This window comes from Hydrogenobacter subterraneus, from assembly GCF_055390195.1.
Genome location: NZ_AP042473.1, coordinates 1,014,351 through 1,037,152, shown reverse-complemented (window position 1 = coordinate 1,037,152; position 22,802 = coordinate 1,014,351). Strand labels below are relative to the sequence as shown.

The following is a 22,802-nucleotide window of genomic DNA, read 5'->3' as shown; positions in this document are numbered from 1 at the left end:
ACGTATAAAAATTATACACTATCGCAAGCCCTTGAAAAACTCCTTTATTAAAAGGCTTGCTTCTTCCACCGGAAAGTACTCCCACCTTACCCTGTGGTTAAAGCACTCCTCATCCAATAGGTTAAACCTACTCATAACCGCACCGTATTTCTCATCGGGGGCAAAAAAGACTACTTTTTCTACCCTTGAAAGCACCAAGGCATAAGCACACATGGGGCATGGCTCCAGACTAACATAGACCTCACAACCATAGAGGTATTTACTATCAAGAGCTTTTGTAGCCTCCCTTATGGCAAGCATCTCTGCATGGGCTGTGGGGTCTTTTAGTTCTTGTACTCTATTATGGGCCTTTGCAACCACTTGACCATCTTTGACCACCACACACCCTACTGGTACCTCCCCCTTTTGAAAGGCATCTTTAGCCTCTTGCAGACAAAGCCTTATAGCCTCTTTCACAACCCAAATGTTAAAATCTCTTCTTCTACAAACTTGCCGTCAATTAGCTCCCAGCTTCTGTAAGATACCACCTTACCCTTGCTTACAGAGAGTATTATGTAGGACCAGCCTTCAAAGGCTCTATCTTGGTCAAACTGGGAGGGCCTGTCGGGATGGTCTGGATGGGAGTGGTATACACCAACTATTTCAAGGCCAAACTCCTTTGCCTTCTTTTCAGCCCTTAGATAGTCCTCTGGAGCTATCTCATACCTGTCGTGCTTCCTGTCTGGGTTGGCGTTTGGTGTTTCATAGGCTCCAAAGACGGTCCTAAGAGGCCCTTCTATCTTACCCAAAAGAAGCCCACACGTTTCGTAAGGGTAATCCCTTTCTGCTTGTTCTATGATCTTCCTTAAAGCTCCTTCTCTTATTCTAAGCATGTTTAAACCAAGGCATATTGGTGTAAAAGTTCTGCTATCTGCACTGCGTTGGTGGCTGCGCCCTTACGTATGTTGTCGGCCACCACCCACATGGAAAGCCCGGGCTCAAAGGCAAGGTCCCTTCTTATCCTTCCCACAAAAACCTCATCCCTTCCTGCTACCTCTATGGCAATGGGGTATGCCCTTTCTTCTGGATCATCTACCACAACCACACCCTTTGCCTTCTTTAGAATCTCCCTTGCCTCCTCCGGAGATAACTCTCCCTTTAGCTTTACGCTTATGGCCTCCGAATGTCCATAAAAGACTGGTACCCTCACGCATGTGGCGGAGACCCTTATCTCTGGGTCGTGAAGCATCTTTCTTGTCTCATTTAGCATCTTCATCTCTTCCTTTGTGTAGCCGTTTTCTGTGAAAACATCTATCTGGGGTATGACGTTAAAGGCTATCCTTTTTGGTAGGTTTTTGGCCTCCGGCATCTCTTTCCCTTCACACCAGGCTTTTACCTGTTCTTCAAGTTCCCTTATGGCCTTTGCACCTGCACCAGAAACGGACTGATAGGTGGAAACTACTATGTGGGATATGCCCACCGCATCGTATATGGGCTTTAGAGCCACAAGCATCTGTATGGTGGAGCAGTTGGGATTAGCTATTATGCCCTTATGTTCTTTTACATCCTCCGGGTTTACCTCTGGTACCACAAGGGGCACCTCTGGGTCAAGCCTCCAGGCGGAAGAGTTATCTATTACCACTGCACCATCGGAGGCAAACTTGGGAGCATATTCTTTGCTGATGGAAGAACCTGCGGAAAAGAGGGCTATATCTATACCAGAAAAGCTACTGGCCTTGTTTAGAGCTTGAACCTTTATCCTCTCTCCCTTAAAGGTTAGTTCAATGCCTTCTGACCTTTCTGAGGCAAAGAGATAAAGCTCATCCACGGGGAAGTTCCTCTCTTCCAATACTTTGAGAAAGGCTCTTCCCACTTCTCCAGTGGCACCTACTATTGCTACCCTGTATCCCATGGGTATAAATTATAAGACAGTAAAATATCCTTGGGGTGTGTTATGAGCGAAGACCTAACACCAATGCTCTCTCAATACCACCACTTTAAAAAGCAGTATCCAGACTGCCTTCTTCTCTTTAGGCTTGGAGACTTTTATGAGCTTTTCTATGAAGATGCAGAGGTGGGTTCAAGGGAGCTTGGTCTTGTGCTTACCTCCAGGCCCGCAGGAAAGGGCAAAGAAAGAATTCCCATGTGCGGAGTGCCCTACCACTCTGCCAGCTCTTACATATCAAGGCTTGTGGCAAAGGGCTACAAGCTTGCCATATGCGAACAGCTGGAGGATGCCTCCCAAGCCAAGGGCCTTGTAAGGAGGGATGTGATAAGGGTCATCACACCCGGCACCTACTTTGAAAAAGAGGCCTGCGGGCTTGTAGGCCTTGTAAAGAGGGGAAAGGAGCACCTATGTGCCTATCTAAACCCAGCCACGGGCGAGTTTGTAGGCGGTAGCTTTGACCTACGGGGTGCCAAAGAGTTCATCCTCAAGTTTTCACCAAGGGAGCTTTTGCTTCCAAAGGACCTTGAATTTGAAATAAAGGAGATGGAGGTCTTTATAAGCAGGCTGGAGGAAGAGTTCTTTGAAGAGGGGCTAAGGGCATTAAAGGAGGAAATGAACATATACAGCGCTAAGGGCCTTGGCTTTGAAAAGGAAGAGGACCTTTTGCCCTTTGGTGCCTTGTACCTTTACCTTAAGAGGACCCAAAAGTCCTTTCTGCCCTATTTGAGAAGGCCAAGGCCTTATGGAAGTGAAGGCTATGTGCGCATAGACTACAGGACGGCCAGAGGCCTTGAGCTTTTAGAGTCCTACGATGGCTCCGAGAGGTATTCCCTCTTTGGTGTGATAAACAGGACCCTAACGGGCATGGGAAGAAGAAGGCTAAGGTTTCATATATTGCACCCCTTCAGAGACAAGGAGACCATAGAAAGAGTCCAAGAGGCTGTGGAGGACCTAATAGACAAAAGGGAACTTCTAAGGTCCATAAGAGAGAGCCTTGAGAACATGCCAGACCTTGAAAGGCTCATAAGCAGGATAAGCGGAGGACTTTCCACGCCAAAGGACCTTGTGCATATCAAGAAAACCCTATACGCCATTGAGAACTTGAAGGCTATCCTCTCTTCTGCGAAGGCATCCATGCTGAAAGAAATAGGCCAAGGCCTGCTTGAGCTAAAGGAGCTGAGGGAGGACATAGAGAGGACCCTTGTGGATGACCCACCCCTTCACCTCAAAGAGGGAGGCCTTATAAAGGAGGGTGTGGACCCAGAGCTTGACCAGCTAAGATACTACAGGGACAACGCCCAAAGGCTTATAGAGGAGTATGAAGAAAGGCTAAAGAGGGAGACGGGCATACAGAGTCTAAAGATAGGCTACAACAGGGTGATGGGCTACTACATAGAGGTGACAAAGCCCAACCTCAAGTATGTGCCAGACTACTTCAGAAGAAGACAGACCCTCTCCAATGCGGAGCGCTTCACCACCGATTACCTTCAAGAATTGGAAGATAAGATCCTTTCCTCTCAAAGCAAGATAAACAACCTTGAGTATGAGCTCTTTTTAGCCCTCAGGGAAAGGGTTTTAAAGAGGCTTGAGGAGCTTGCGGAGAACGCAAGGCTTTTGGGCTTGCTTGACTACCTTCAAAGCCTTGCCACCATAGCCCTTGATAAGGGATGGGTAAAGCCAAAGCTTGTAGAAGACAAGGTGCTTTACATAGAGGAGGGGAGGCATCCGGTAATTGAGGAGTTTGTAAGGCCCTACTGCCCAAACCCAACCAAATTGGACGAGGAGAACCTTGTCCTTATCATTACAGGGCCCAACATGGCTGGAAAATCCAGCTACATAAGGCAGGTGGCCATCCTCACCATCTTAGCCCACATGGGATCTTTCTTGCCCTGCTCTTCCGCCACTACAGGCTTAGTTTCGTCCATCCATGCCCGCATAGGCTCTGGAGACATCCTTGCCCTTGGTGTCTCCACCTTTATGAACGAGATGCTGGAAGTTTCCAGTATCCTTAACAATGCAGATTCAAGGAGCCTTATAGTGCTTGATGAGGTGGGGAGGGGCACATCCACCTACGATGGCATAGCCATAAGCAGGGCAATAATAGAGTATATATTGGATAACATAAGGGCCAGGACCCTTGTGGCCACCCACTTCCTTGAGCTCACAGAGATAGAAAGGAAAGGTGTTAAAAACTACCACATGGCCATAAGCAAGGAGGGAGAGGAGATAAACTTCCTATACCTTTTGAAGCCCGGAAGGGCGGAGGGTAGCTTTGGTATAAAGGTGGCCCAAAAGGCAGGACTGCCTAAAGAGGTCATAAGAAGGGCAGAAGAACTCCTAATGGACCTCAAGGCTTCAAAGAGCCTGCCTGTGCTAGAAAGGGTCTATACGGAAAGCTTAAAGGAAGAAGAAAAACAGATATTGGAAGAGCTAGCCCAGCTGGACATAGCCAACCTCACACCCCTTCAAGCCCTCCTGAAGCTGGCAAGTTTGAAGGAGAGGCTTATGGAGATAAGGAAGGTAGGAAAATGAAAGAGGAGGTAAGGGAGGGCTTAGAAGAGAAGGGTGAGTTTGGCAGGTTGCTAAGGTATACCATTGGAGGGTATGTCGGTGGGCTTTCCCTCGGGGCTTTGCTGGATTTTCTAGGCTATCAGCACAACCCTGTTGGAGAATGGGCAGTTCGCACCCTTTCGGGAGAGGGAGAGAGCATCTTTGAAGGGGTTTATGCCTTACGTCAGAGGCTTAGTGGCGTAGCAGGGTCTATGGCAGAGGCCTACGGATGGGGCAAGTTTTTGGGAATGACCTTCCCATGGTTTATTGATTGGGGAAGTCGTCTCTTTGGTATAAACGTTTATGGAGTGGAAGGCTTTTACATTCCATACTTTTATGCACTCAGCGACCAGATAGGAGCCAACATATCTGGGTTTATCTATCTTTACAGAAAGGAAGGATCTTTGTTAAAGGCCATAAGCCAGTATATTCGTCATCCGGTGATGCTCACCAGTCTATTGATTATTTTGATTGTTCCAATAGGATTGCTTATAGCCCGCCTTATAGGCTTTAGCCCAACCACACAGGTCTATACGGCCTTAGAAACGATTGTGGCAAATCTTTGCTGGCTTCCCCCTTTAGTGGGATGGCTGAAGGAAAGATTTCAAAAGAGCGTTTAGCAATATGTATGGGGGTTGATGGAATTTTATAAAAAGGTTGGTGGGAGTTATCGTTTATTGACAGGGTTATAGGTTTTTGGTATGATGATAGGCAATATACGAGCCGTAGAAAATTGGGAGGTGTAGTTGAAATGGATAAGGAAGGTAGGAAAATGAAAGAGGAGGTAAGGGACAGTTTAGAGGAAAAAGGTGAATTTGGTAGGTTGCTAAAGTACACCATTGGAGGGTATGTTGGTGGGCTTTCCCTTGGAGCTTTGCTGGATTTTCTAGGCTATCAGCGCAACCCTGTTGGAGAATGGGCAGTTCGCACCCTTTCGGGAGAGGGAGAGAGCATCTTTGAAGGGGTTTATGCCTTACGTCAGAGGCTTAGTGGCGTAGCAGGGTCTATGGCAGAGGCCTACGGATGGGGCAAGTTTTTGGGAATGACCTTCCCATGGTTTATTGATTGGGGAAGTCGTCTCTTTGGTATAAACGTTTATGGAGTGGAAGGCTTTTACATTCCATACTTTTATGCACTCAGCGACCAGATAGGAGCCAACATATCTGGGTTTATCTATCTTTACAGAAAGGAAGGATCTTTGTTAAAGGCCATAAGCCAGTATATTCGTCATCCGGTGATGCTTACCAGTCTATTGATTATTTTGATTGTTCCAATAGGATTGCTTATAGCCCGCCTTATAGGCTTTAGCCCAACCACACAGGTCTATACGGCCTTAGAAACGATTGTGGCAAATCTTTGCTGGCTTCCCCCTTTAGTGGGATGGCTGAAGGAAAGACTTGATGCTAAAATATAAACCTTAATGAAAAAGGTTCTAATCCTAGGCAGTGGTCCCAATAGGATAGGTCAGGGTATTGAGTTTGATTATGCCTGCGTTCATGCCGTTTTTGCCCTAAGGGAACAGGGCATAAGGACCATAATGTTAAACTGCAATCCGGAGACGGTCTCCACCGATTACGATACGGCGGATGCCCTCTACTTTGAGCCCATAGTGCTTGAAAATGTTTTGGAAGTGATACGCAGGGAGAGGCCCGATGGGGTCTTTTTGCAGTTTGGAGGCCAAACGCCTCTAAAACTTTCCTTGCCTCTTAAAAACCTTGGTATAAACATCCTTGGCACACCACCGGAAAGCATAGACATGGCAGAAGACAGAGAACTCTTCAGAAACCTCATAAACTCCCTTGGGATAAAACAGCCACCAAGCGGGACCGCAAGGACAAAAGAAGAAGCTTTAAAGATAGCACAGGAGCTTGGCTATCCTGTGCTTGTGAGGCCCTCTTATGTGCTTGGTGGTAGGGCTATGAGGATCGTTTACGATGAGGAGGAGCTTTTAAAGTACCTTGAGGAGGCGGTAAGCGTTAGCTACGAGAGGCCCATACTCATAGACAAATACCTCTCCGACAGCGTTGAGGTGGATGTGGATGCCATTGGAGATGGTGAGGATTACCTCATAGGTGCAGTCATGGAGCATATAGAAGAGGCTGGGGTCCATTCGGGGGACAGCGCAGCCAGCATACCACCCTATACACTTTCAAAGGATGTGGTAGAAGAGATAAAAAGGCAGTCAAAACTTATAGCCAAGGCATTAAAGGTAAAAGGCCTTGTAAACTTGCAGTTTGCGGTAAAGGATGGAGAAGTTTATGTGCTGGAGGTAAACCCAAGGGCATCAAGGACTGTGCCCTTTGTGAGCAAGACCATTGGCTACCCCCTTGCCAAGCTATCGGCCCTTATTGGCATAGGCAAGAGGCTAAGGGAGCTTGTGCCAGAGGTCTTTGAAAGGCTATCTCAAGGGAGGGCCCACTTTGCCAGCGACTTTATGCCGGCGGACAAACACATATATTCGGTAAAAGAAGTGGTCTTTCCTTGGAACAGGTTTCCCGAAGAAGACCCAGTGCTAGGCCCTGAGATGAAAAGCACCGGTGAGGTGATGGGTATTGCGGAAGACTTTGGCCTTGCCTACTATAAGGCACAACTTGCAGCAGGAAGTAGGCTACCCCTAAAAGGTAGAGTATTCATAAGCGTGGCAGACAGGGACAAGCCAAAGATAGTGGACTTGGTAAAGGGTTTTTTGGATTTGGGCTTTGATGTGTATGCCACAAGCGGCACTTATAGATTTTTGAAGGAAAGTAGCCTTGATGTAAAGCATGTGCTAAAGGTGTCCGAGGGAAGGCCCAACGTGGTGGATATGATAAAGAACCAGGAGATAGACCTAATAATAAACACGCCCACTGGAAGAAAGGAAAGGGGTGATGCATACCATATAAGGAGGTCTGCGGTCCAGTATAGGGTTCCTTACACCACCACCGTGAGGGGTGGTTATGCCATGCTTTTGGCCATAAGAAGCTATTTAAACAACGGGGGAAGGCTAAAGGTGTATGCATTGCAGGATCTATGAAGATAGTCATCACTGGCGAGCCGGGTGTGGGTAAGACTACCCTTATAAAAAGGCTTGTAAAGGCCTTGGGAGACAAAGCCATAGGCTTTTGGACAGAAGAAGTAAGAGACCCAAAGACAAAAAAGCGCACAGGCTTTAAAATAATAACCACAGAAGGCAAAAGCCTGCTCTTTGCCAGCAAAACCTTTACATCAAAACACCTTGTGGGGTCCTATGGTGTAAATGTGGGAAGGTTTGAAAGCTTGGCACTGCCCATACTTCAAAAGGCCCTCTCGGAAAAGAAGATAGTGGTGGTGGATGAGGTGGGTAAGATGGAGCTTTTCTCCAAGCCTTTCAAAGAGCTGATAAGACGGATCATTTACGACCCTACAAAAAGCCTTGTCATCACCATACCCATAAGGGATGTGGACCCACTTGTGGCGGAGATAAGGAGGCTTAGAGGTGCGGTGCTTTTGGAAATAACCAAAGAAAACAGAGACAGCCTACTGGAGGATGTCCTATACCTTTTAGAAAGTGCTTGACTTTTATAAGAACTGTCATAAATTGTTAAGCAAGCGGAGGGGTAATGAAGGGTGAAGGTGTGAATTTAATATTGCCTTTGGGGTGTGGCTCACAATTAACGCCTTGCTTTTCTAATGTGGCCCAAGGGGAGGACTTTTTATCCATACTGTTTGGAGTTATGGAAGAAGAGGGAAGTGATAAGATAAGCGACAACAAAAAACAGGAGGTTCTTATTACATCCTTTGTGAATGTTCCAAATACCATTCCACCTTTTAAGGTTGATGCTCCTTTAGAGTTCAAACAGCAAGGTGTTGTAATTAATACTAAAGAAAACACCTCTCAAGGAACTACGGTTCAAAAAGAGACAAAATTATTTGTAGACAATGGAGAGTTTATAAAACTTCCTGAGGTACAACAGGATGGTCTAGAGTATGCTTTAGCCTTTGAAAAGGCTGAAGTGTCCGAGGAAGTCCTTAGCTTTAGAAGTGATAAAAGTAATAAGGTAATCACGGAAGAGTTTAGGTTGGTACATGAAAATACCAGTTTAAAGGAAATGGAAAACATTCAAACTACCAGCTTGGATAAGGGAGGTAAAAAGCCTATTACAAATAACACAAAAATAGCACACCTGTTAAATCCTATGGGGGTGGAAGGTTCATATATAAAAGATAAAAGTAACCAAGGCACTTTTAATCAAAAAGGTGGTAATGAGGCTTTTATAAACACTAAAGAACCAGAGCAAGCTATCAGACCGAAAGAGTCATATCTTTTAGAACCTTTTAAAAACCCAGAGCCTACAGCTCCAAAGGAATTTTTAAAACCTTTACAACCTTTTCAAAAAATGCAACTTGATAGCAAAGATATACCACTTGAAAATAAAACAGTAGAACAGAAGGTTTCTCATAAGGATGCTGTCCAGAGCCTGATCTTGGAAGATATATCACAAAAGGATACCTTAACACTCTTTAAAGAAAACGCACCTACATGGGAAGAGCATCAAAAGGTAAAAAGTGAATATAAGGAAGAGAGGTTTATGGATGACCTAACGCTTCATAACCCTGTACGTAAAGAAGAAGCAACACCTATTAAACAAGAGGATACAAAGATAGAATCTGTAAGAAGGCATGAGCCCATTATAAACCACGAGCCAAAGCAGATAAGCATAAAGCTTGATGAGGCATTTCTAAAGCTCAACCTTCTTGGAGACAAACTCAGACTTTCCATAAACCTTAAAGAAGAGGCCTACAGACAGCCTACAGAGTTTGAGGTTCAAAGGCTTGTGCAATCACTGCAAAATCTTGGTCTTAACCTTGAGGTTTTGAAGCTAAACGGCAGCACGCTTTACTATAGCGATCAAAGACAGAATAAGAGGGAAGACAGAGAAAGGAGCTTTTTAAGCGCTGTAAGTGAAGGAAACAAAGTTAGTAAGGAAGAAAAGAAGAGCTTTAGCCTATATCTTTAAACTTTAAAGATCTTTAGCTTGCTCAGAAGCTCAAGGAATACTTTGGCAAAATACACGTTGGAGACAAAGGAGGCTATGGTGCCTATGGTAAGTGTGGTGGCAAAGCCCTTTACGGGACCACTGCCAAACTGAAAGAGAATGAGGGCTGCAACCAGCAGGGTTATGTGGGTATCCCACACGGCGCTTAAGGTTCTTCTGTAGCCAAGCTCTATTGCCTTTCTTACACTGTTGCCAAGCCTTAGCTCCTCCTTTACCCTTTCAAAGATGAGCACATTGGAATCCACCGCAATGCCCATGTTTAGGATTATGCCCGCTATACCCGGCAATGTCAAAGTTCCACCGAGGAGCACCAAGCCAGCCCAAAGCATGAGGGCGTTAAGGAGTATGGAAAGGGTGGCTGTTATGCCAGAGGTTTTGTACCTAAATATGAGTAAAAGCACAAGAAGGACAAAGCCTATTATACCAGCTCTTATGCCTTGCTCTATGGCGTCCCTACCGAGGGAAGGACCAACCACCGTCTCTTGGAGAAATTCTACCTTTGTAGGCAATGCTCCAGCCCTTAGCACAATGGCAAGCTCCTTTGCCTCCTCTGGTGTAAAGTTTCCGCTTATCTGGCCCCTATCGCTTATCTTACTTCTTATCACCGGTGCAGAGATGACCCTTTTATCAAGCACTATGGCAAGCCTTCTTCCTATGTTCTTTTCCGTAGCCTCCGAAAAGGCCTGAGAGCCTTTGTCTGTGAGTTCAAAACCCACCGCCGGCATGCCAAACTCATCGGTAGTAACATAAGCCGTCTTAAGGTCCGCTCCGGTTATGACAGGCACCTTTTCCACCAAAAACCATTCAACACCCTTTTGGTTTGGAAGAAGCTCATAGTCCCTTGTTAGCTTCTCTTGCAAGGCTTCCTTTGGACCAGAGTCTACAACCAATTTTAGCTCTAAGAGGGCTGTCCTACCCACTATGGACTTGGCCTTTTTTATGTCCAAAACGCCGGGAAGCTCCACCAATATCCTATCGGAACCTATGCGTGTTATAACAGGCTGTACCACACCAAGCTCATCAATCCTTTTCCTCAAAACCTCTATGGTCTGCGTAAGCACTCCGTTTTTTAGCTGTTCTATTTCAGACTCCTTTAGCCTTAAGATCACCTCACCTTTTTGCCTAACTATCTCAAACCTTGGAAAATCCTTTTCCAAAAGGGCAGAAAGCTTAGCATAATCACTCTCTTCTAAGAGTTCAATCCTTATCCCATCTTTTTGAGGCACTACATCAAGCACCTTTATATCTCCCTTCTCCCTTATCTTCCTTTCTATATCTTTGGCATACCTTTCATACTCCTGCTCAAGGCTATAGTTTATGTCTGGCTGTATTACCATAGATATACCGCCCTTTAAGTCAAGCCCAAGGTTTATAGGCTTTAGGAGGACTATTGCAATAGAAATGCTTGTCAAAACAAGCAATAGAATAAGGTTTAGTCTAAGGTCCTTCATGTATGGGTAATTATTTTACATTAAAAACACACGCCGAGTGAGAAATTCCCTTTAAGCTAAACCTTCCATATCAATAAAAAGACAGCAGGGCTACTATAATAGTAGCCCTAAAAACCATCGGAGGTTTTTACCATGGAAATTATACCACCTTACCTACGCATCTACCAACAAATCCTAAAAGACCTTGAAAATGCCTTGCCATTCCTTAATGTGCCAAAAGCTAAAGCAGGCAGAAAGCCTAAACTCACAGACATCCATATAGCAGCCATCTTTATACTCTCCTACATAACCAATACAAAAGTTCTTACATTAGCCCAATTACTTATTGACCCATCCATACAATCATGGCATATCTTCAGAAGATACAGACTCAAGAGAGTATACAGGATATTGAGAGAATACAAGCTTCACAAGCTGAGGCTTATGATTTTAGCAAGGCTTTTGTATGGTAAGAAGATAGAACTTGTAATAGATGGAACCATAGTGGACATAGCCAATGTAAACAGGGCGAGGACACAGAAGATAAGGAGGGTAAGAGGGAAGGTATGGTGGGCAAAGAGGAGAAGGAAGATAGTTCGGAGAGACAATGGGAAGGTAGTGGAGTTTGAGGAGGTCAGGTATGGCATGTTGATGATGGTGTTATGTGATAGGTGGGGAAGAGTTTATGATGTGTGGATAAGCTTTGGAAGTGTGCATGAGGTTAGGGCATTTAGGGAAAGGAAGAGAAGGAGTTTATGGTTTAGGAAGCTTGTGGAGAGTTGTGTGGTGTATGGAGATAGGGGTTATAGGGGTTGTGAAGGTGTGATTGTGTGTGGTAGTAGGGAGATGAGGGCAAAAAGGCAGGTAGTGGAAGGTGTTATAAGTCAGATAAAGCTTTTTAATGCTGGTAGTGGGTGGAGGACTTTAACTTGTGTGCTTGTGTATGTATATGCTTATGCTATTGGATATAGCTATTATAGGAGGGGCGAACTTGAGGTCTAATTTCTCACCCAGCGTATCCATATGCTTATACTTGGGAATATGGAAGGGTGAGCCGCTAAAAAGGCTAAGCAAAAACCCCACGGCGGATTACATCATAAGTTGCAATAAAAGCTTAGGTAGGATTATCAAAGAGTATGACCTAAGTGGTAGAAAGGTATACCTTGAGGCATCCTCTGGTGGTTTAAATTATTAAAACATGGATATAAAGCCGGAAGAGGTCTACACTTTAGAAAAGAGAATTCTGGTGGATATTAGAAGTCCATCCGAATACGAGGAGTTTCATATACCGGGAGCTATTAACATACCTATTTTTGAAGACGAGGAAAAAAGGCTAATAGGCCTTGTGTATAGAAGGGAGGGAGTAGAAAAGGCAAAAGAGCTTGGCTACGAGATAGCTTGGGAAAAGCTACAAAGCCTTCTTGAAAGGTTTAGGAATCTTAAAAGGGATTATAAAAATGTAGTAGTCTATTGCTGGAGGGGAGGGCTAAGAAGCCAAGAGCTTTACAAAGTGCTAAGGTCTATGGGTATTGAGGTCCTGAGGTTGGAAGGAGGCTATAGGGCTTACAGAGAGTTTATCCTAAGGGACATGGAAAGGCTTTTAGAGGGTAAAAGCTTTTTGGTACTTACTGGCAAAACGGGGGTGGGAAAGACAAGGCTTCTTAGAAGGCTAAAGGATGAGGGCTACCCTGTTATAGACCTTGAAGCTATTGCACAGCATAGGGGATCTGTTTTTGGAAGAGTGGGCATAAGAAAAAGTGTAAGTCAAAAAATGTTTGATGCCTTGCTATACGAAGAGCTAAGAAGGATAAACTCTGATATTTTGATAGCAGAAGATGAAAGTAGGGTAATAGGAAACATACACATACCAGAAAGTTTATGGCAAAAAAAGGAACAGGGTATATTCATAGAAATAGAAGCGGACCTTGAGACAAGATTAAAAAACATCATAGAAGAATACACCGCTTTTGAAGGTTGGCAGGAGGAAATACAGCGTGCAATAAACAAAATAAGAAAATACCTTGGAGAAGAAAAATATAAAACCGCAATAGGAATGCTTAAAAATGGCCAAACAGAGGAGCTTGCTCTTTTTTTAATGAGGGAATATTACGACAAAATTTACAAGCTTAACAAAAGGGTACATATTAGGCTGCACTGCTCTAATGAAGAGGAATGCCTAACGAGAGTAAAAGAAATTTATTCAAACCTTCTTAAGGAAGGGGTAATCTCTAAGCTTGGCGGGTAGCCTTTTGTCTCTCACTTCAAGTTCTACATCAAGGCCCTCTTGCCTAAGGTGGACATCCACAAAGCACAAGGCTATGCCCTTCTGAAGGGTGGGAGAGTAAGTGCCACTGCTCACATACCCTATGGGCTCATCCTTATAAAAGACCCTGTAGCCTTCCCTTGGCACACCCCTGCTAAGAAGTTCCAAACCAAAAAGCCTTCTTTTTATTTCCTTTTTTAAAAGCTCTTCCTTTCCCAAAAAGTCTTTTTCAAGGCTAACATATCTATCCAGGTTTGCTTCAAAAGGTGTTATTTCTTCAGAAAGTTCATGTCCATATAGTGGCATGCCCGCTTCTATCCTAAGTACATCCCTTGCACCAAGCCCGCAGGGAGTGCAAGCCTTTATCAGTTTTTCAAAAAGCTCAATCCCTTTTGAAGTCTCTGCATACACCTCAAAGCCATCCTCTCCTGTGTAGCCCGTCCGTGATACAATGGTGCCGTCAAAGACCTCAAAGTGGTAATACTTTATCTCTTCCACCGGAAAGTAGTTCTTTAGCACTTCCACAGCCTTATGACCCTGAAGGGCGAATTGGATTGTCTTGTTGCTTATATCCTCCACCTTTATACCGTTATCTTTAAACCATTCATACACCTTTTCTTTGTTTGCCGCATTTACACAAAGGAAAAACTCATCTTCGGAAAGCCTATATATGGTTATATCATCCCTTATGCCACCCCTTTGGTTCATAAGGAGGTTGTATTGGACTCTTTTGGGCTTTAGCTTGGTTATCCTCCTTGAAGTAAGGTATTCAAGCCTTTCAAGGCTGTCTTTTATCAAAAGCCTTCCCATGTGGGATATGTCAAAAATTCCGCAAGCCTCTCTTACAGAAAGCACTTCCTTAGAAATGGATGAATACTCTACAGGCATCTCCCAGCCTGCAAACTCTGTAAACTTGGCTCCTAGGCTTTTGTGCAGATTGTATAAGGGCGTCTTCATATTAAAATTTTAACCTATGCTTGCCAGATACATGCTTTTGAACTACACAAAAACCTTTTTCATCATACTTTTTGTGCTTTTTGGCCTTCTGTATTTTTATCTTATTGGTGAAGTTTTTACAGTCTTTAAGCAAAAAAGTATTAAGATATTTTTGTCTTACACATTTAACCTTTTACCATTGGTCTTTTTTTATATAAGCGCCTTTGTAAGCGGTTTAGCTCTAATCCTATTCCTTAGAAGGCTCATACAGAAAAAGATGGACCTTTTGACCCAGAGCTTTGGTATATCTCCTTTGAGCTTTTCTTTTTCTATCATAGTTTTTTCCCTATTTCTCTTCCTTGTTAATCTTATAGGGTCTTACGAACTTTATGCAGAAAATCAAAAAAGGTTATACGTAATAGAGAAGGAATATAGGAAAGCCAAAGAATTGGAAAAGGGGATAATAAGAGGCCTTTGGCTCTTGGAAGAAAAAAATGGAGAAAAAGGCTTTTATAACTTTGAACTTATAGACCTATCCACTGGAAATGTTTATGGTTTTTACTACCTTAAGGTGGCGGAAGGCTCCATAAAGGAGTTAATAGTGGCACAAAGGGGGCTGTGGAGGGGAGAAAACATAGAATTGAAGGAAGCGAAAATAAAAAATCTATTTACGGGTGAGGAGTATGTAAAGGATATAAGGGTCCATTATATTGACCTTTCCCAAATAAGACCTCTTGCCGAAAGGCCAGAACACCTATCTATGAAAAGTCTATTTATGCTTAGCTTGATAGGTGAAAAGATAGGTATAAACCAACGGTATTACCTTTATGAGGTCTTGAGGCGTGTGCTTACAGCCCTTCTTCCCATCTTTATAACCATAAGCATAAGCTGGATGTGTTTGAGGTGGCGACGCCTTAGCTTTTCTCTTTTAGGCCTAATTGTCTTATTTTCCTACCACTGGCTTTCTTTGAACATAATAAAGTCCTTTGTGGAAAACACTAACATAAGCCTTACCCTTCTTTCTTTGATCTATGCACCACTACCCACACTATCCCTAAAAGGACTTTACGATCTTGGCAAAGGATTCAGGGTCTAGGCCGGCCCCACCCACCAGTAGCCCATCCACGTCCTTCATCTTCATAAAATCTGGTGCATTATTCGGGTTTACGCTTCCGCCGTATAATACCCTAGTTTTTCCAGCATGCTGTGGGTTTATGCTATAAAGTAAGTCCTTTATGAAGGCATGCACAAGCTGGGCATCCTCTGGCGTGGCTGGGTTTCCCGTGCCTATGGCCCAAACGGGCTCGTAGGCTATGTCTATGCTGTCTGTGTAGGGCTCTATGCCCGAAAGGGCAAGCCTTATTTGAGTTTCTATAACCTTAAAGGTAAGCCCTGCTTCCCTCTCCTCTATTCTCTCTCCCACGCACAGTATGGGTCTTATGCCTGCCTTCAAACAGGCCGTTAGCTTTTTGTTTATAAGCTCGTCCGACTCTCCAAAGATCCATCTTCTTTCCGAGTGGCCCACTATCACGTAGGAGACTCCAAGCTCCTTTAACATATCCAAAGATATCTCACCGGTGAAGGCCCCCTTTGGCTCAAAGTGGCAGTTTTGGGCTCCAAGCTTTACCTTTTTTTCCTTTAGCATCTCACTTGCCACGCATAGAGAAGTGAAAGGCGGGCAAAGAAGAATTTCCCTGTCTTCTATTCCCTCCACAAGGGGCAAAAACCTTTGTATGTATTCCTTGGTTTGAGATGGTGTTAAGTTCATCTTCCAGTTGGCGGATATGAGTTTCATCGGATAATTATAACATAGGATTATTATCTCAAAAACACATAAGCATAAAGCAGGCCAACTAATATTCTGTAGACTCCAAAGACAAAAAAGGAATGGTTTTTTAGAAAGTTAAGGAGTGTTTTTACACTCAAAAGGGCAAAGAAAAAGGCCGTTATGAAGCCTACAAAAAGGACTTGCCACTCTTGGAGGTTAAAGCTTTGATGGGATTTGTAAAGGTCGTAGCCTGTGGCTATGAGCATGGTTGGGACTGCCAAAAGGAAGGAAAACTCTGCAGCAGTCTTCCTGTTTAAGCCCATAAGCATACCACCTATTATGGTGGCGCCAGAGCGGGAGACTCCCGGTATCATGGCAAGGCTCTGAAAGACTCCAATGGCGAAGGCCCTTGGATAGCTAAGGTCCCTTATATCTCCCATATAACAAAACCTCTCACAAAGCCTGTCTGCAAAAAGGAGGAAAAAGCCTCCCAAAACCAAGGCTATAACCACCACATGGTCGTTGCCTATAAGGTAGCCCTTTATGAACTTGTAAAGGCTAAAGCCCAAAAGACCTGTGGGCAAAAAGGCAGTGATGATTCTCTTCCAAAGCTCCACATCTTTTAAAAACCTTTGCCAGTATAGGAAGAGGATCGCCATTATGGCTCCAAGCTGTATGGATATTTCAAAGCTTTTGGTAAAGCTATCCTGAGGTATGCCAAGTATATGGGCTGTGAGAATAAGGTGGCCTGTGGAAGAGATGGGCAAGAACTCTGTTATTCCTTCTACTGCTCCCATAATAAAGGCATGTTTTATATCCACTATAGCACCTCCGCATATATGCCCTTTAGATAAAGGGTGTTTGGCATCTGAAGTATCCAAGGATGGTCAAGGTCTTGGAAGCTCTCTCCCACTATCCTGAGCTGTCTTCTGGCGTCCTTGCCAGCGGACAGAAGGGTTTGCAAAAGGTGGTCCCTTGTGATGTGGAAGGAGCAAGAGTAGACTGCTAAATAGCCTCCGGGCCTGGTGAGCTGTATGCCTCTCAAAAATAGCTCCTTATAGCCCCTTAGGGCGTTTGGCACTGCCGCCTTGTTCTTTGCGAAAGATGGTGGGTCAATTACCACCACATCAAAGCTTTTGCCCTCGGAGAGAAGTTTTTTGAGTATATCAAAGACGTTTGCCTCTATCCACTCTATACCGGATAGTTGGTTAAGCTCAGCGTTTTTCTTCCCTACCTCAAGGGCTTGGTCTGAGATATCCACCGCCATAACTCTGCTTGCACCAGCCTTTTTCATGCTTAGGGCAAAACCGCCCGTATGGCAAAAGAGGTCAAGGCATTCCGCACCGGGCTTTACAAAGCCTCTTATAAGCCTTCTTGCCTGCCTCTGGTCCAAGAAAAAGCCCGTCTTTTGCCCCTGTGGTATGTTTACAAAGAACTTAAGGTCATGCTCCCAGATGATGATCTCCTCTGGCACCTCCCCATAGATGACACCTTCCTTGTTATCCATTCCCTCCACAGAGAGCACATACTCGCTCACCTTTTCATAGATGCCCTTGGGCTTAAGAAGGTCTATGAGGGCTGGTATTACCCAATGTCTTAGCTTATTCATCCCGTAGGTGGTAAACTCCACTACCGCATACTCACCATAAACATCCACTATAAGGCCCGGCAGAAGGTCTCCCTCTGAGTGCACAAGCCTGTAAGCGTTGCTATCAAGGTATAGCCTTTTTCTGTATTCAAGGGCTTCCTTTAATCTTTTTCTTATAAGCTCTTCCGTTATAGGCTCTTCCTTGTCAAAGGAGAGTATTCTTATGCTTATGTTGGCAGAGGGGTTTATGTATCCGTAGCCCAAGAACTTGCCTGCAAAGTCTCGGACTACTACCAGGTCTCCCTTTTGTGGGCTTTTTGAATAGCCTATTATCTCAGGCCTGTATACCCAAGGGAAAAAGCCCCTTATCTTGTCTTCTACCCCAGGCCTTACCCTTACCTGTATCATTGATACCTTACAAGCATCCTTTGAGCTACCTCCATCGCCTTCTCTTTACCCACAAGCTTTTCTGCCAGCTTAAGACCAAACTCAAGGGCTGTGCCAGGTCCTTGGCTTGTCACTATGTTCTCATCCTCCACCACAGGCTGGTTCACAAAGTGGGCTGGCTTTATCTCCTCCACAAGGGAAGGATATACAGTAGCTTTTTTGCCCTCCAACACTCCAAACTTTGCCAAGGCTGTGGGTGCTGCGCATATGGCACCTATGAGCTTTTTCTTTTCTTGCATGGCCTTTATGAGCCTTTCCACCCTTGGGTCTTGCTTTAGCCTTTCCACACCGCCCGCACCGCCGGGCAGTATTACCATATCAAGCTCTTCAGGGTTTAGGTTATCCACCGTAGTATCTGGCACTATCCTAACATTCCTTGCGCTCGCCACAGGCTCGGGAGTTAGCCCTGCTATGATAACTTCCACACCAGCACGCCTTAGCACATCAATAGGAGCTACAGCCTCTACCTCTTCAAAGCCTTCTGCCAATATGATGGCCACTTTTGCCATGGCACTACCTCCTACCTTATTATCTCCCTCTCCCTTACCCTCGGGTCAATTATGGCCAAAAGTATGTCGGCAATCAGGTTGCCCACAAGTAGCATTATAGTACCAATATATAGCCCACCCATCACAAGGAAAAGGTCTTGGGATAGCACAGCATCCAGCATAAGGGTTCCAAGCCCTGGCCAGCCCACTATTATCTCAATGAGGGCCGCACCGGAAAGCAGGCCAGCTATCTCATAGCCGATGAGTGTGGTAAAGGGGTTCATGGCGTTTTTAAGTATATGCTTTATCATAACCCATTGGGAAACACCTTTGGCCTTGAGCATTATCACCATAGGGCTGTTTTTTATTTCTATCACTGCACTTCTCATGAGCCTTATAAGGCCTGCAGAAGAGACAAGGGTAAGAGTTAGCACTGGCACAAACATATGGGCCAAAAGGTCTACTATCTTGCCAAAAAGGCTTAGCTCATGGAAGTTGGGGCTATGCACACCGCCCACTGGCACATGGCCAGTTTTTGAGACCAAAAGAAGGATTATAAAGGCTAAGAAAAAGGAAGGAAAAGATACAAAAGCATAGCTGTACAGCCTTATTATCTTGTCTGGGAGTTTGTCCTCCTTTAGGCCCGCCAAAAGGCCCAAGGGAACTGCAATGAGCCAGGAGAGTATGGTTGAGGTAAGAGTGAGAAGAAGAGTGTTCCCTATCCTCTCTCCTATAAGCTGGGATACGGGAGCATGGTATTGGAAGCTATAACCAAGGTCAAAGGTCAAGGCGGAAGAGAGCCATTTAATATACTGCACAAAAAAGTTTTGGTCCAAGCCATACTGTCTTTTTAATGCTTCTATGGTCTCCGGTGAAATCTGTGGGTTTAACCTTAGCTGGTCCAAGTAGTCTCCCGGCGCCAGCTTTATTATCAAGAAGGACAAAAAGGTAACGCCTATAAGCGTCAAAAAAGCCTGAAAGGTCCTATAAGCCAAAAACCAAAGCATTAGAAGTAATTGGCTATAAAGTGCTTTACCTGTGAAAAGTACCTGTTTATCTCTTCCTTATGCTTATTCTTCACATATTTTAGCAATTTGTAGTCATCCCAATAGCCGATAAGTGGTATTTTGTCCGGTATGGAGTCCCTATCCTCTATAAGGTAGAGGAGGGCAGATATGAAGTCCCTTTTGGCCTCTTCCTTTAGGTCAAACTCCTCATCGGAGAGTATCCTCATAAGCATCTTGGCATCAAGGATAAGGTTCCTCACATACTCCATGGTGGGTGGAATACGGTTTAGCTTCTCCTCCAAAAGCCTCCTTAATTCCTTTATGCCAATATCCCTGTAGTACTTTCTGAGCTTCTCCTCCATGGGAGTTTTATTATAGCATTACCTACGGCTCCAAACTATAAAAACTATCCCTTCTAAACTCCTCTCTTTCGTGAGGGTAATCCACCCTATAATGCACTCCCCTGCTTTCCCTTCTCCGCAAAGCACAGGTAAGGGTTGCCAAAGCCACAAGGCTTATGTCAAAAAGTTCTCTATTCTCCACTGTGGGTTTCCACTCCTTCCAACTCTCAAGCCAGCTCTGTAGCCTACTTATGGCCTCTTTTAACCCCTCCTCTTCCCTCTCAAGGCCACAGTTTTCCCACATGAGCCTTCTTAGGTCCTTAAAGCCGTAAGGTGGGTCCATCTTCCCTTCCCTTCTATTCTCAAAGTGGCCTTCCTTAAACTTCAAAAAGCCTATATCACCGCATATCCTATAGGCAGTCCTATATCCAAAAACCACACCCTCCAAAAGAGAGTTGGAGGCAAGCCTGTTGGCACCATGCACGCCAGTGCAGGCACATTCTCCAACCGCATAAAGGCCTGGTAAGGTGGTCCTTCCATAGTTATCTACCTCTATGCCACCGATAAAGTAATGGGAAGCTGGTGTGATGGGTATGGGCTGTCTTTCTGGGTCGTAGCCTTTTTCCCTTAGCATGGTGTATATGGTGGGAAACCTCTCTGAGAGCTTTACACCCTTATGGATAAGGCCTCTTAAGTCTATAAATACCTCTTGTCCTTCCTTTATCTTTTTGTATATGGCTCTTGCCACTTCGTCCCTTGGCTTTAGCTCATCTACAAACCTCTCACCCCTTTGGTCTATAAGCACTGCACCCTCACCCCTTACGGCCTCCGATATGAGTATGCTGGTGTTCTTTACCACCGTGGGGTGGAACTGCACAAACTCTGGGTTCATCAAGCTTAATCCCTTCCTCAAGGCTATTCCGAGGGCATCCCCCCTTACCTTAACTGGGTTGGAAGTGTGTAAGAACATGCTTGCTGCACCGCCTGTGGCAAGCACAAGGACTGGAGTTCTTATAAGCTTTAACTCTCCATCGTTGTATATTAGCCCTTCAACCCTATCTTCTCCCAGAATCTCTTGAAGCTCTCCCATCAAAACCCTTATATTTAGTTCCTTTACCCTCCTCCAAAGGGCTTCGTATATAGCCCTGCCCGTGTAGTCCTTTACCTTATAAACCCTTGGAAAGGAATGGCCCCCTTCTATGGTGGTCTCCTCGTCAAACTCCACACCCCACCTTTTTAAATCCATAAGCCTTTGAATGCCTTCATCCACCAAAATCCTAAGACTTTCTTCTTTACACAGACCCCTTCCTGCCCTAAGTGTATCCAACATATGAAGGTAGGGACTGTCCTTTGGATGAAGGGCGCAGGCTATCCCACCTTGAGAATAATAGGTGTTCCCAATGCCCCTTGTCAAAATGATGGGTTCAAGGCCAAGCTCCTTTAAGACTATGGCCACAGTTAAGCCGGCTATACCGCTACCGCATACAACTATATGGGCTTTTTCTGTGGGAAGCTTTGAAGTATCAAAGTCAAGAAAATACAGCATGCTTTTTGTATATTTCTACTATAAGGTCTGCAAGCCTTTTGGAATCGTGCCTTACAAAGTCTTCCTTTTCGCCTATTAGGTCTTCTGCATACACTTCAATACCCTCCTTTGCTATCTTGGCTACATCGGGTATAACCGGCTCTTGTCTTTCCTTTATATACCTTCTTAAAATCTGGTCCGATGGCATTTTTGTGTTTACAATGGCTGCATCTATTCTATCTATGCCGGTAATTTCTTTGAAAACCCTAATATGGTCATAGGCCGTAAAGTCATCTGTTTCTCCCGGTTGGGTCATTGCATTGACTATAAATATTCTAAGGGCTGGCGACCTTAATACTGCTTCCTTTATATCCTTTATAAGCAGGTTTGGTATAATGCTCGTGTAAAGACTTCCCGGACCAAAGACTATCACATCGGCCGATTCTATTTTGGCTATTGCATCAATGGGGGCCTTGGCATCCTCCGGTTCTATCCATATGCTTTCAATCTTTGCCTCTTTTGCCTTACCGTATTCCGTTATATCCTCTTCTCCACATATCTTTTCTCCATCGCTGAACTTTGCGCAAAGCTGTATGCTTTCAAGGGTTGCGGGTATGATCTCGCCCTTTGTTCTAAGTATCTGAGAGGCTATGTTTATGGCTTGCATAAAGCTCCCTGTTATCTCTGTAAGTGCCACAAGAAAAAGGTTTCCAAAGGCGTGCCCTTCAAGTTCTCCCCCCTTAAACCTAAACTGGAAAAGTTCCCTTATTATGTCTTCGCTTTCCGAGAGGGCCACTATGCAGTTTCTTATATCTCCAGGTGCTGGAAGGTTATACACCTTTCTTAGCCTTCCAGTGCTTCCTCCGCTGTCTGCAACGGTAACTATGGCAGAAAGGTCCTGTATTTCTTTTCCAACCTTTTCCTTTAATCCCCTCAAGAGAGTAGAAAGACCTGTTCCTCCTCCTATGGCTACAAGCCTCATTCATACCTCCTTGAAATCTTTTTAAGCATGTATATTTTAAAACATATGGTTAAATTAAACCTAAAGGAACTTTTTAAAACAAGAAAAAAGTTTTCTCAAAACTATGTTTTTAAACCGGAAGATATTAAACTACCTCCAGACTTAGGAGAAATAAAAGAACCCATATCTTTGTATGTGGAAATAACAAAAGAGAAGGGCGCCTATAAGGTTTATATGGAAATAGAGGGCTATGTGGTGCTTGAGTGTAGTAGGTGCCTTACCCTATACCATAAGGATATAGGTAAAAAAGAAGTGGTAAGGATAGAGCCATATCCCACAAAGGATGTTATATATCTAAGGCCTTCTGACTTGGAAGTCTCCTTCTATGAAGACGAAGAAGCTTTTGACCTGACTAATCTACTAAGAGAACAGATCATTTTAAGCATACCAACTAAACCCCTATGCAGTCCAGACTGTATGACGGGCTTTGAAATAAGCTTGAAAGAAGAAAGGACTACCCTTGGGGACCTTCTAAAAAAGAGTAATGTGCTATAAT

The 22,802-nt window shown here is 44.5% G+C and carries 24 protein-coding genes; 11 read left to right on the top strand and 13 right to left on the bottom strand.

The genetic code is table 11. The annotated features are described in order from the left end of the window. Positions 1 to 18: 18 nt before the first annotated feature. Genes ACZ5GB_RS05630 through asd form a run of 3 tightly spaced genes read right to left on the bottom strand, consistent with a single transcriptional unit; the run spans position 19 to position 1,891 of the window. Positions 19 to 456, bottom strand: a complete 438-nt coding sequence (locus tag ACZ5GB_RS05630; RefSeq protein ID WP_464326280.1) for a nucleoside deaminase — start codon at positions 454 to 456, stop codon at positions 19 to 21. Next, positions 453 to 872, bottom strand: a complete 420-nt coding sequence (locus ACZ5GB_RS05625; protein ID WP_464326279.1) for a M67 family metallopeptidase — start codon at positions 870 to 872, stop codon at positions 453 to 455. The genes ACZ5GB_RS05630 and ACZ5GB_RS05625 overlap by 4 nt, the downstream gene beginning before the upstream one ends. A 2-nt stretch (positions 873 to 874) precedes the next feature. Further along, positions 875 to 1,891 carry an aspartate-semialdehyde dehydrogenase gene (asd, locus tag ACZ5GB_RS05620; protein ID WP_464326278.1) on the bottom strand — a complete coding sequence of 339 codons (1,017 nt, stop codon included), beginning with the start codon at positions 1,889 to 1,891 and terminating at the stop codon, positions 875 to 877. Between the two features lie 42 nt (positions 1,892 to 1,933). Here asd and mutS point away from each other — a divergent pair, with 42 nt between their 5' ends. From mutS to ACZ5GB_RS05590, 6 genes are all read left to right on the top strand, one after another. After that, positions 1,934 to 4,459 carry a DNA mismatch repair protein MutS gene (gene mutS / locus ACZ5GB_RS05615; protein WP_464326277.1) on the top strand — a complete coding sequence of 842 codons (2,526 nt, stop codon included), beginning with the start codon at positions 1,934 to 1,936 and terminating at the stop codon, positions 4,457 to 4,459. Continuing rightward, on the top strand, positions 4,456 to 5,097 hold the full coding sequence (locus tag ACZ5GB_RS05610; RefSeq protein WP_464326276.1) for a hypothetical protein: 642 nt from the start codon (positions 4,456 to 4,458) through the stop codon (positions 5,095 to 5,097). The genes mutS and ACZ5GB_RS05610 overlap by 4 nt, the downstream gene beginning before the upstream one ends. Before the next feature lie 131 nt (positions 5,098 to 5,228). Next, a complete protein-coding gene (locus ACZ5GB_RS05605) occupies positions 5,229 to 5,891 on the top strand; it encodes a hypothetical protein (RefSeq protein WP_464326275.1) in 663 nt (220 codons plus the stop codon). Positions 5,892 to 5,897: 6 nt separating this feature from the next. Further along, positions 5,898 to 7,490 (top strand): carbamoyl-phosphate synthase large subunit, encoded by a 1,593-nt coding sequence (gene carB / locus ACZ5GB_RS05600; RefSeq protein ID WP_464326274.1) that lies wholly within the window; start codon positions 5,898 to 5,900, stop codon positions 7,488 to 7,490. Continuing rightward, positions 7,487 to 8,011, top strand: a complete 525-nt coding sequence (locus ACZ5GB_RS05595; RefSeq protein WP_464326273.1) for an NTPase — start codon at positions 7,487 to 7,489, stop codon at positions 8,009 to 8,011. The genes carB and ACZ5GB_RS05595 overlap by 4 nt, the downstream gene beginning before the upstream one ends. A 44-nt stretch (positions 8,012 to 8,055) precedes the next feature. After that, the gene (locus ACZ5GB_RS05590) at positions 8,056 to 9,453 is read left to right on the top strand and encodes a hypothetical protein (RefSeq protein WP_464326272.1); all 1,398 of its coding nucleotides are present in this window, start codon (positions 8,056 to 8,058) and stop codon (positions 9,451 to 9,453) included. On the opposite strand, the gene secD is transcribed toward ACZ5GB_RS05590, so the two are convergent. Beyond that, positions 9,450 to 10,943 (bottom strand): protein translocase subunit SecD, encoded by a 1,494-nt coding sequence (secD, locus tag ACZ5GB_RS05585; protein ID WP_464326271.1) that lies wholly within the window; start codon positions 10,941 to 10,943, stop codon positions 9,450 to 9,452. The two genes, ACZ5GB_RS05590 and secD, sit on opposite strands and share 4 nt — an antisense overlap. Before the next feature lie 132 nt (positions 10,944 to 11,075). Between secD and ACZ5GB_RS05580 the strand changes: the two genes are divergently transcribed. The 3 genes from ACZ5GB_RS05580 to mnmH are packed head-to-tail and all read left to right on the top strand — an operon-like array spanning position 11,076 to position 13,167. Further along, entirely contained in the window at positions 11,076 to 11,924 is an 849-nt protein-coding gene (locus ACZ5GB_RS05580) for a hypothetical protein (RefSeq protein WP_464326270.1), read from the top strand. Next, positions 11,914 to 12,117: a hypothetical protein gene (locus ACZ5GB_RS05575; protein ID WP_464326269.1), complete on the top strand. Its 204-nt coding sequence runs from the start codon at positions 11,914 to 11,916 to the stop codon at positions 12,115 to 12,117. The genes ACZ5GB_RS05580 and ACZ5GB_RS05575 overlap by 11 nt, the downstream gene beginning before the upstream one ends. Before the next feature lie 3 nt (positions 12,118 to 12,120). Further along, positions 12,121 to 13,167, top strand: a complete 1,047-nt coding sequence (gene mnmH / locus ACZ5GB_RS05570; RefSeq protein ID WP_464326268.1) for a tRNA 2-selenouridine(34) synthase MnmH — start codon at positions 12,121 to 12,123, stop codon at positions 13,165 to 13,167. Here the strand turns inward: mnmH and gcvT are convergent. Further along, a complete protein-coding gene (gcvT, locus tag ACZ5GB_RS05565) occupies positions 13,123 to 14,142 on the bottom strand; it encodes a glycine cleavage system aminomethyltransferase GcvT (RefSeq protein WP_464326267.1) in 1,020 nt (339 codons plus the stop codon). The genes mnmH and gcvT overlap by 45 nt on opposite strands. A gap of 16 nt (positions 14,143 to 14,158) precedes the next feature. On the opposite strand from gcvT, the gene ACZ5GB_RS05560 reads away from it, so the two are divergent. Beyond that, a complete protein-coding gene (locus ACZ5GB_RS05560; RefSeq protein WP_464326266.1) occupies positions 14,159 to 15,217 on the top strand; it encodes an LptF/LptG family permease in 1,059 nt (352 codons plus the stop codon). On the opposite strand, the gene tpiA is transcribed toward ACZ5GB_RS05560, so the two are convergent. From tpiA to ACZ5GB_RS05520, 8 genes are read right to left on the bottom strand one after another with little or no spacing between them, the layout of a single operon-like run. Continuing rightward, positions 15,176 to 15,916: a triose-phosphate isomerase gene (gene tpiA / locus ACZ5GB_RS05555; protein ID WP_464326265.1), complete on the bottom strand. Its 741-nt coding sequence runs from the start codon at positions 15,914 to 15,916 to the stop codon at positions 15,176 to 15,178. The genes ACZ5GB_RS05560 and tpiA overlap by 42 nt on opposite strands. A 23-nt stretch (positions 15,917 to 15,939) precedes the next feature. Beyond that, positions 15,940 to 16,710, bottom strand: coding sequence for an undecaprenyl-diphosphatase UppP (uppP, locus tag ACZ5GB_RS05550; protein WP_464326264.1), 771 nt, complete (start codon positions 16,708 to 16,710; stop codon positions 15,940 to 15,942). Then, a complete protein-coding gene (locus ACZ5GB_RS05545) occupies positions 16,710 to 17,885 on the bottom strand; it encodes a class I SAM-dependent rRNA methyltransferase (protein ID WP_464326263.1) in 1,176 nt (391 codons plus the stop codon). The genes uppP and ACZ5GB_RS05545 overlap by 1 nt, the downstream gene beginning before the upstream one ends. Next, positions 17,882 to 18,433 carry a DJ-1 family glyoxalase III gene (locus ACZ5GB_RS05540; RefSeq protein ID WP_464326262.1) on the bottom strand — a complete coding sequence of 184 codons (552 nt, stop codon included), beginning with the start codon at positions 18,431 to 18,433 and terminating at the stop codon, positions 17,882 to 17,884. The genes ACZ5GB_RS05545 and ACZ5GB_RS05540 overlap by 4 nt, the downstream gene beginning before the upstream one ends. Positions 18,434 to 18,444: 11 nt before the next feature. Continuing rightward, the gene (locus tag ACZ5GB_RS05535; protein WP_464326261.1) at positions 18,445 to 19,419 is read right to left on the bottom strand and encodes an ABC transporter permease; all 975 of its coding nucleotides are present in this window, start codon (positions 19,417 to 19,419) and stop codon (positions 18,445 to 18,447) included. After that, complete coding sequence (locus ACZ5GB_RS05530; RefSeq protein WP_464326260.1) at positions 19,419 to 19,781, bottom strand: YkvA family protein; 363 nt, start codon at positions 19,779 to 19,781, stop codon at positions 19,419 to 19,421. The genes ACZ5GB_RS05535 and ACZ5GB_RS05530 overlap by 1 nt, the downstream gene beginning before the upstream one ends. Positions 19,782 to 19,803: 22 nt before the next feature. Further along, positions 19,804 to 21,306 (bottom strand): L-aspartate oxidase, encoded by a 1,503-nt coding sequence (locus tag ACZ5GB_RS05525; protein ID WP_464326259.1) that lies wholly within the window; start codon positions 21,304 to 21,306, stop codon positions 19,804 to 19,806. After that, entirely contained in the window at positions 21,290 to 22,267 is a 978-nt protein-coding gene (locus ACZ5GB_RS05520; protein ID WP_464326258.1) for a gluconeogenesis factor YvcK family protein, read from the bottom strand. Before ACZ5GB_RS05520 ends, ACZ5GB_RS05525 begins: the two co-directional genes overlap by 17 nt. Positions 22,268 to 22,312: 45 nt before the next feature. Between ACZ5GB_RS05520 and ACZ5GB_RS05515 the strand changes: the two genes are divergently transcribed. Next, on the top strand, positions 22,313 to 22,801 hold the full coding sequence (locus tag ACZ5GB_RS05515) for a YceD family protein (protein ID WP_464326257.1): 489 nt from the start codon (positions 22,313 to 22,315) through the stop codon (positions 22,799 to 22,801). Position 22,802 lies beyond the last annotated feature (1 nt).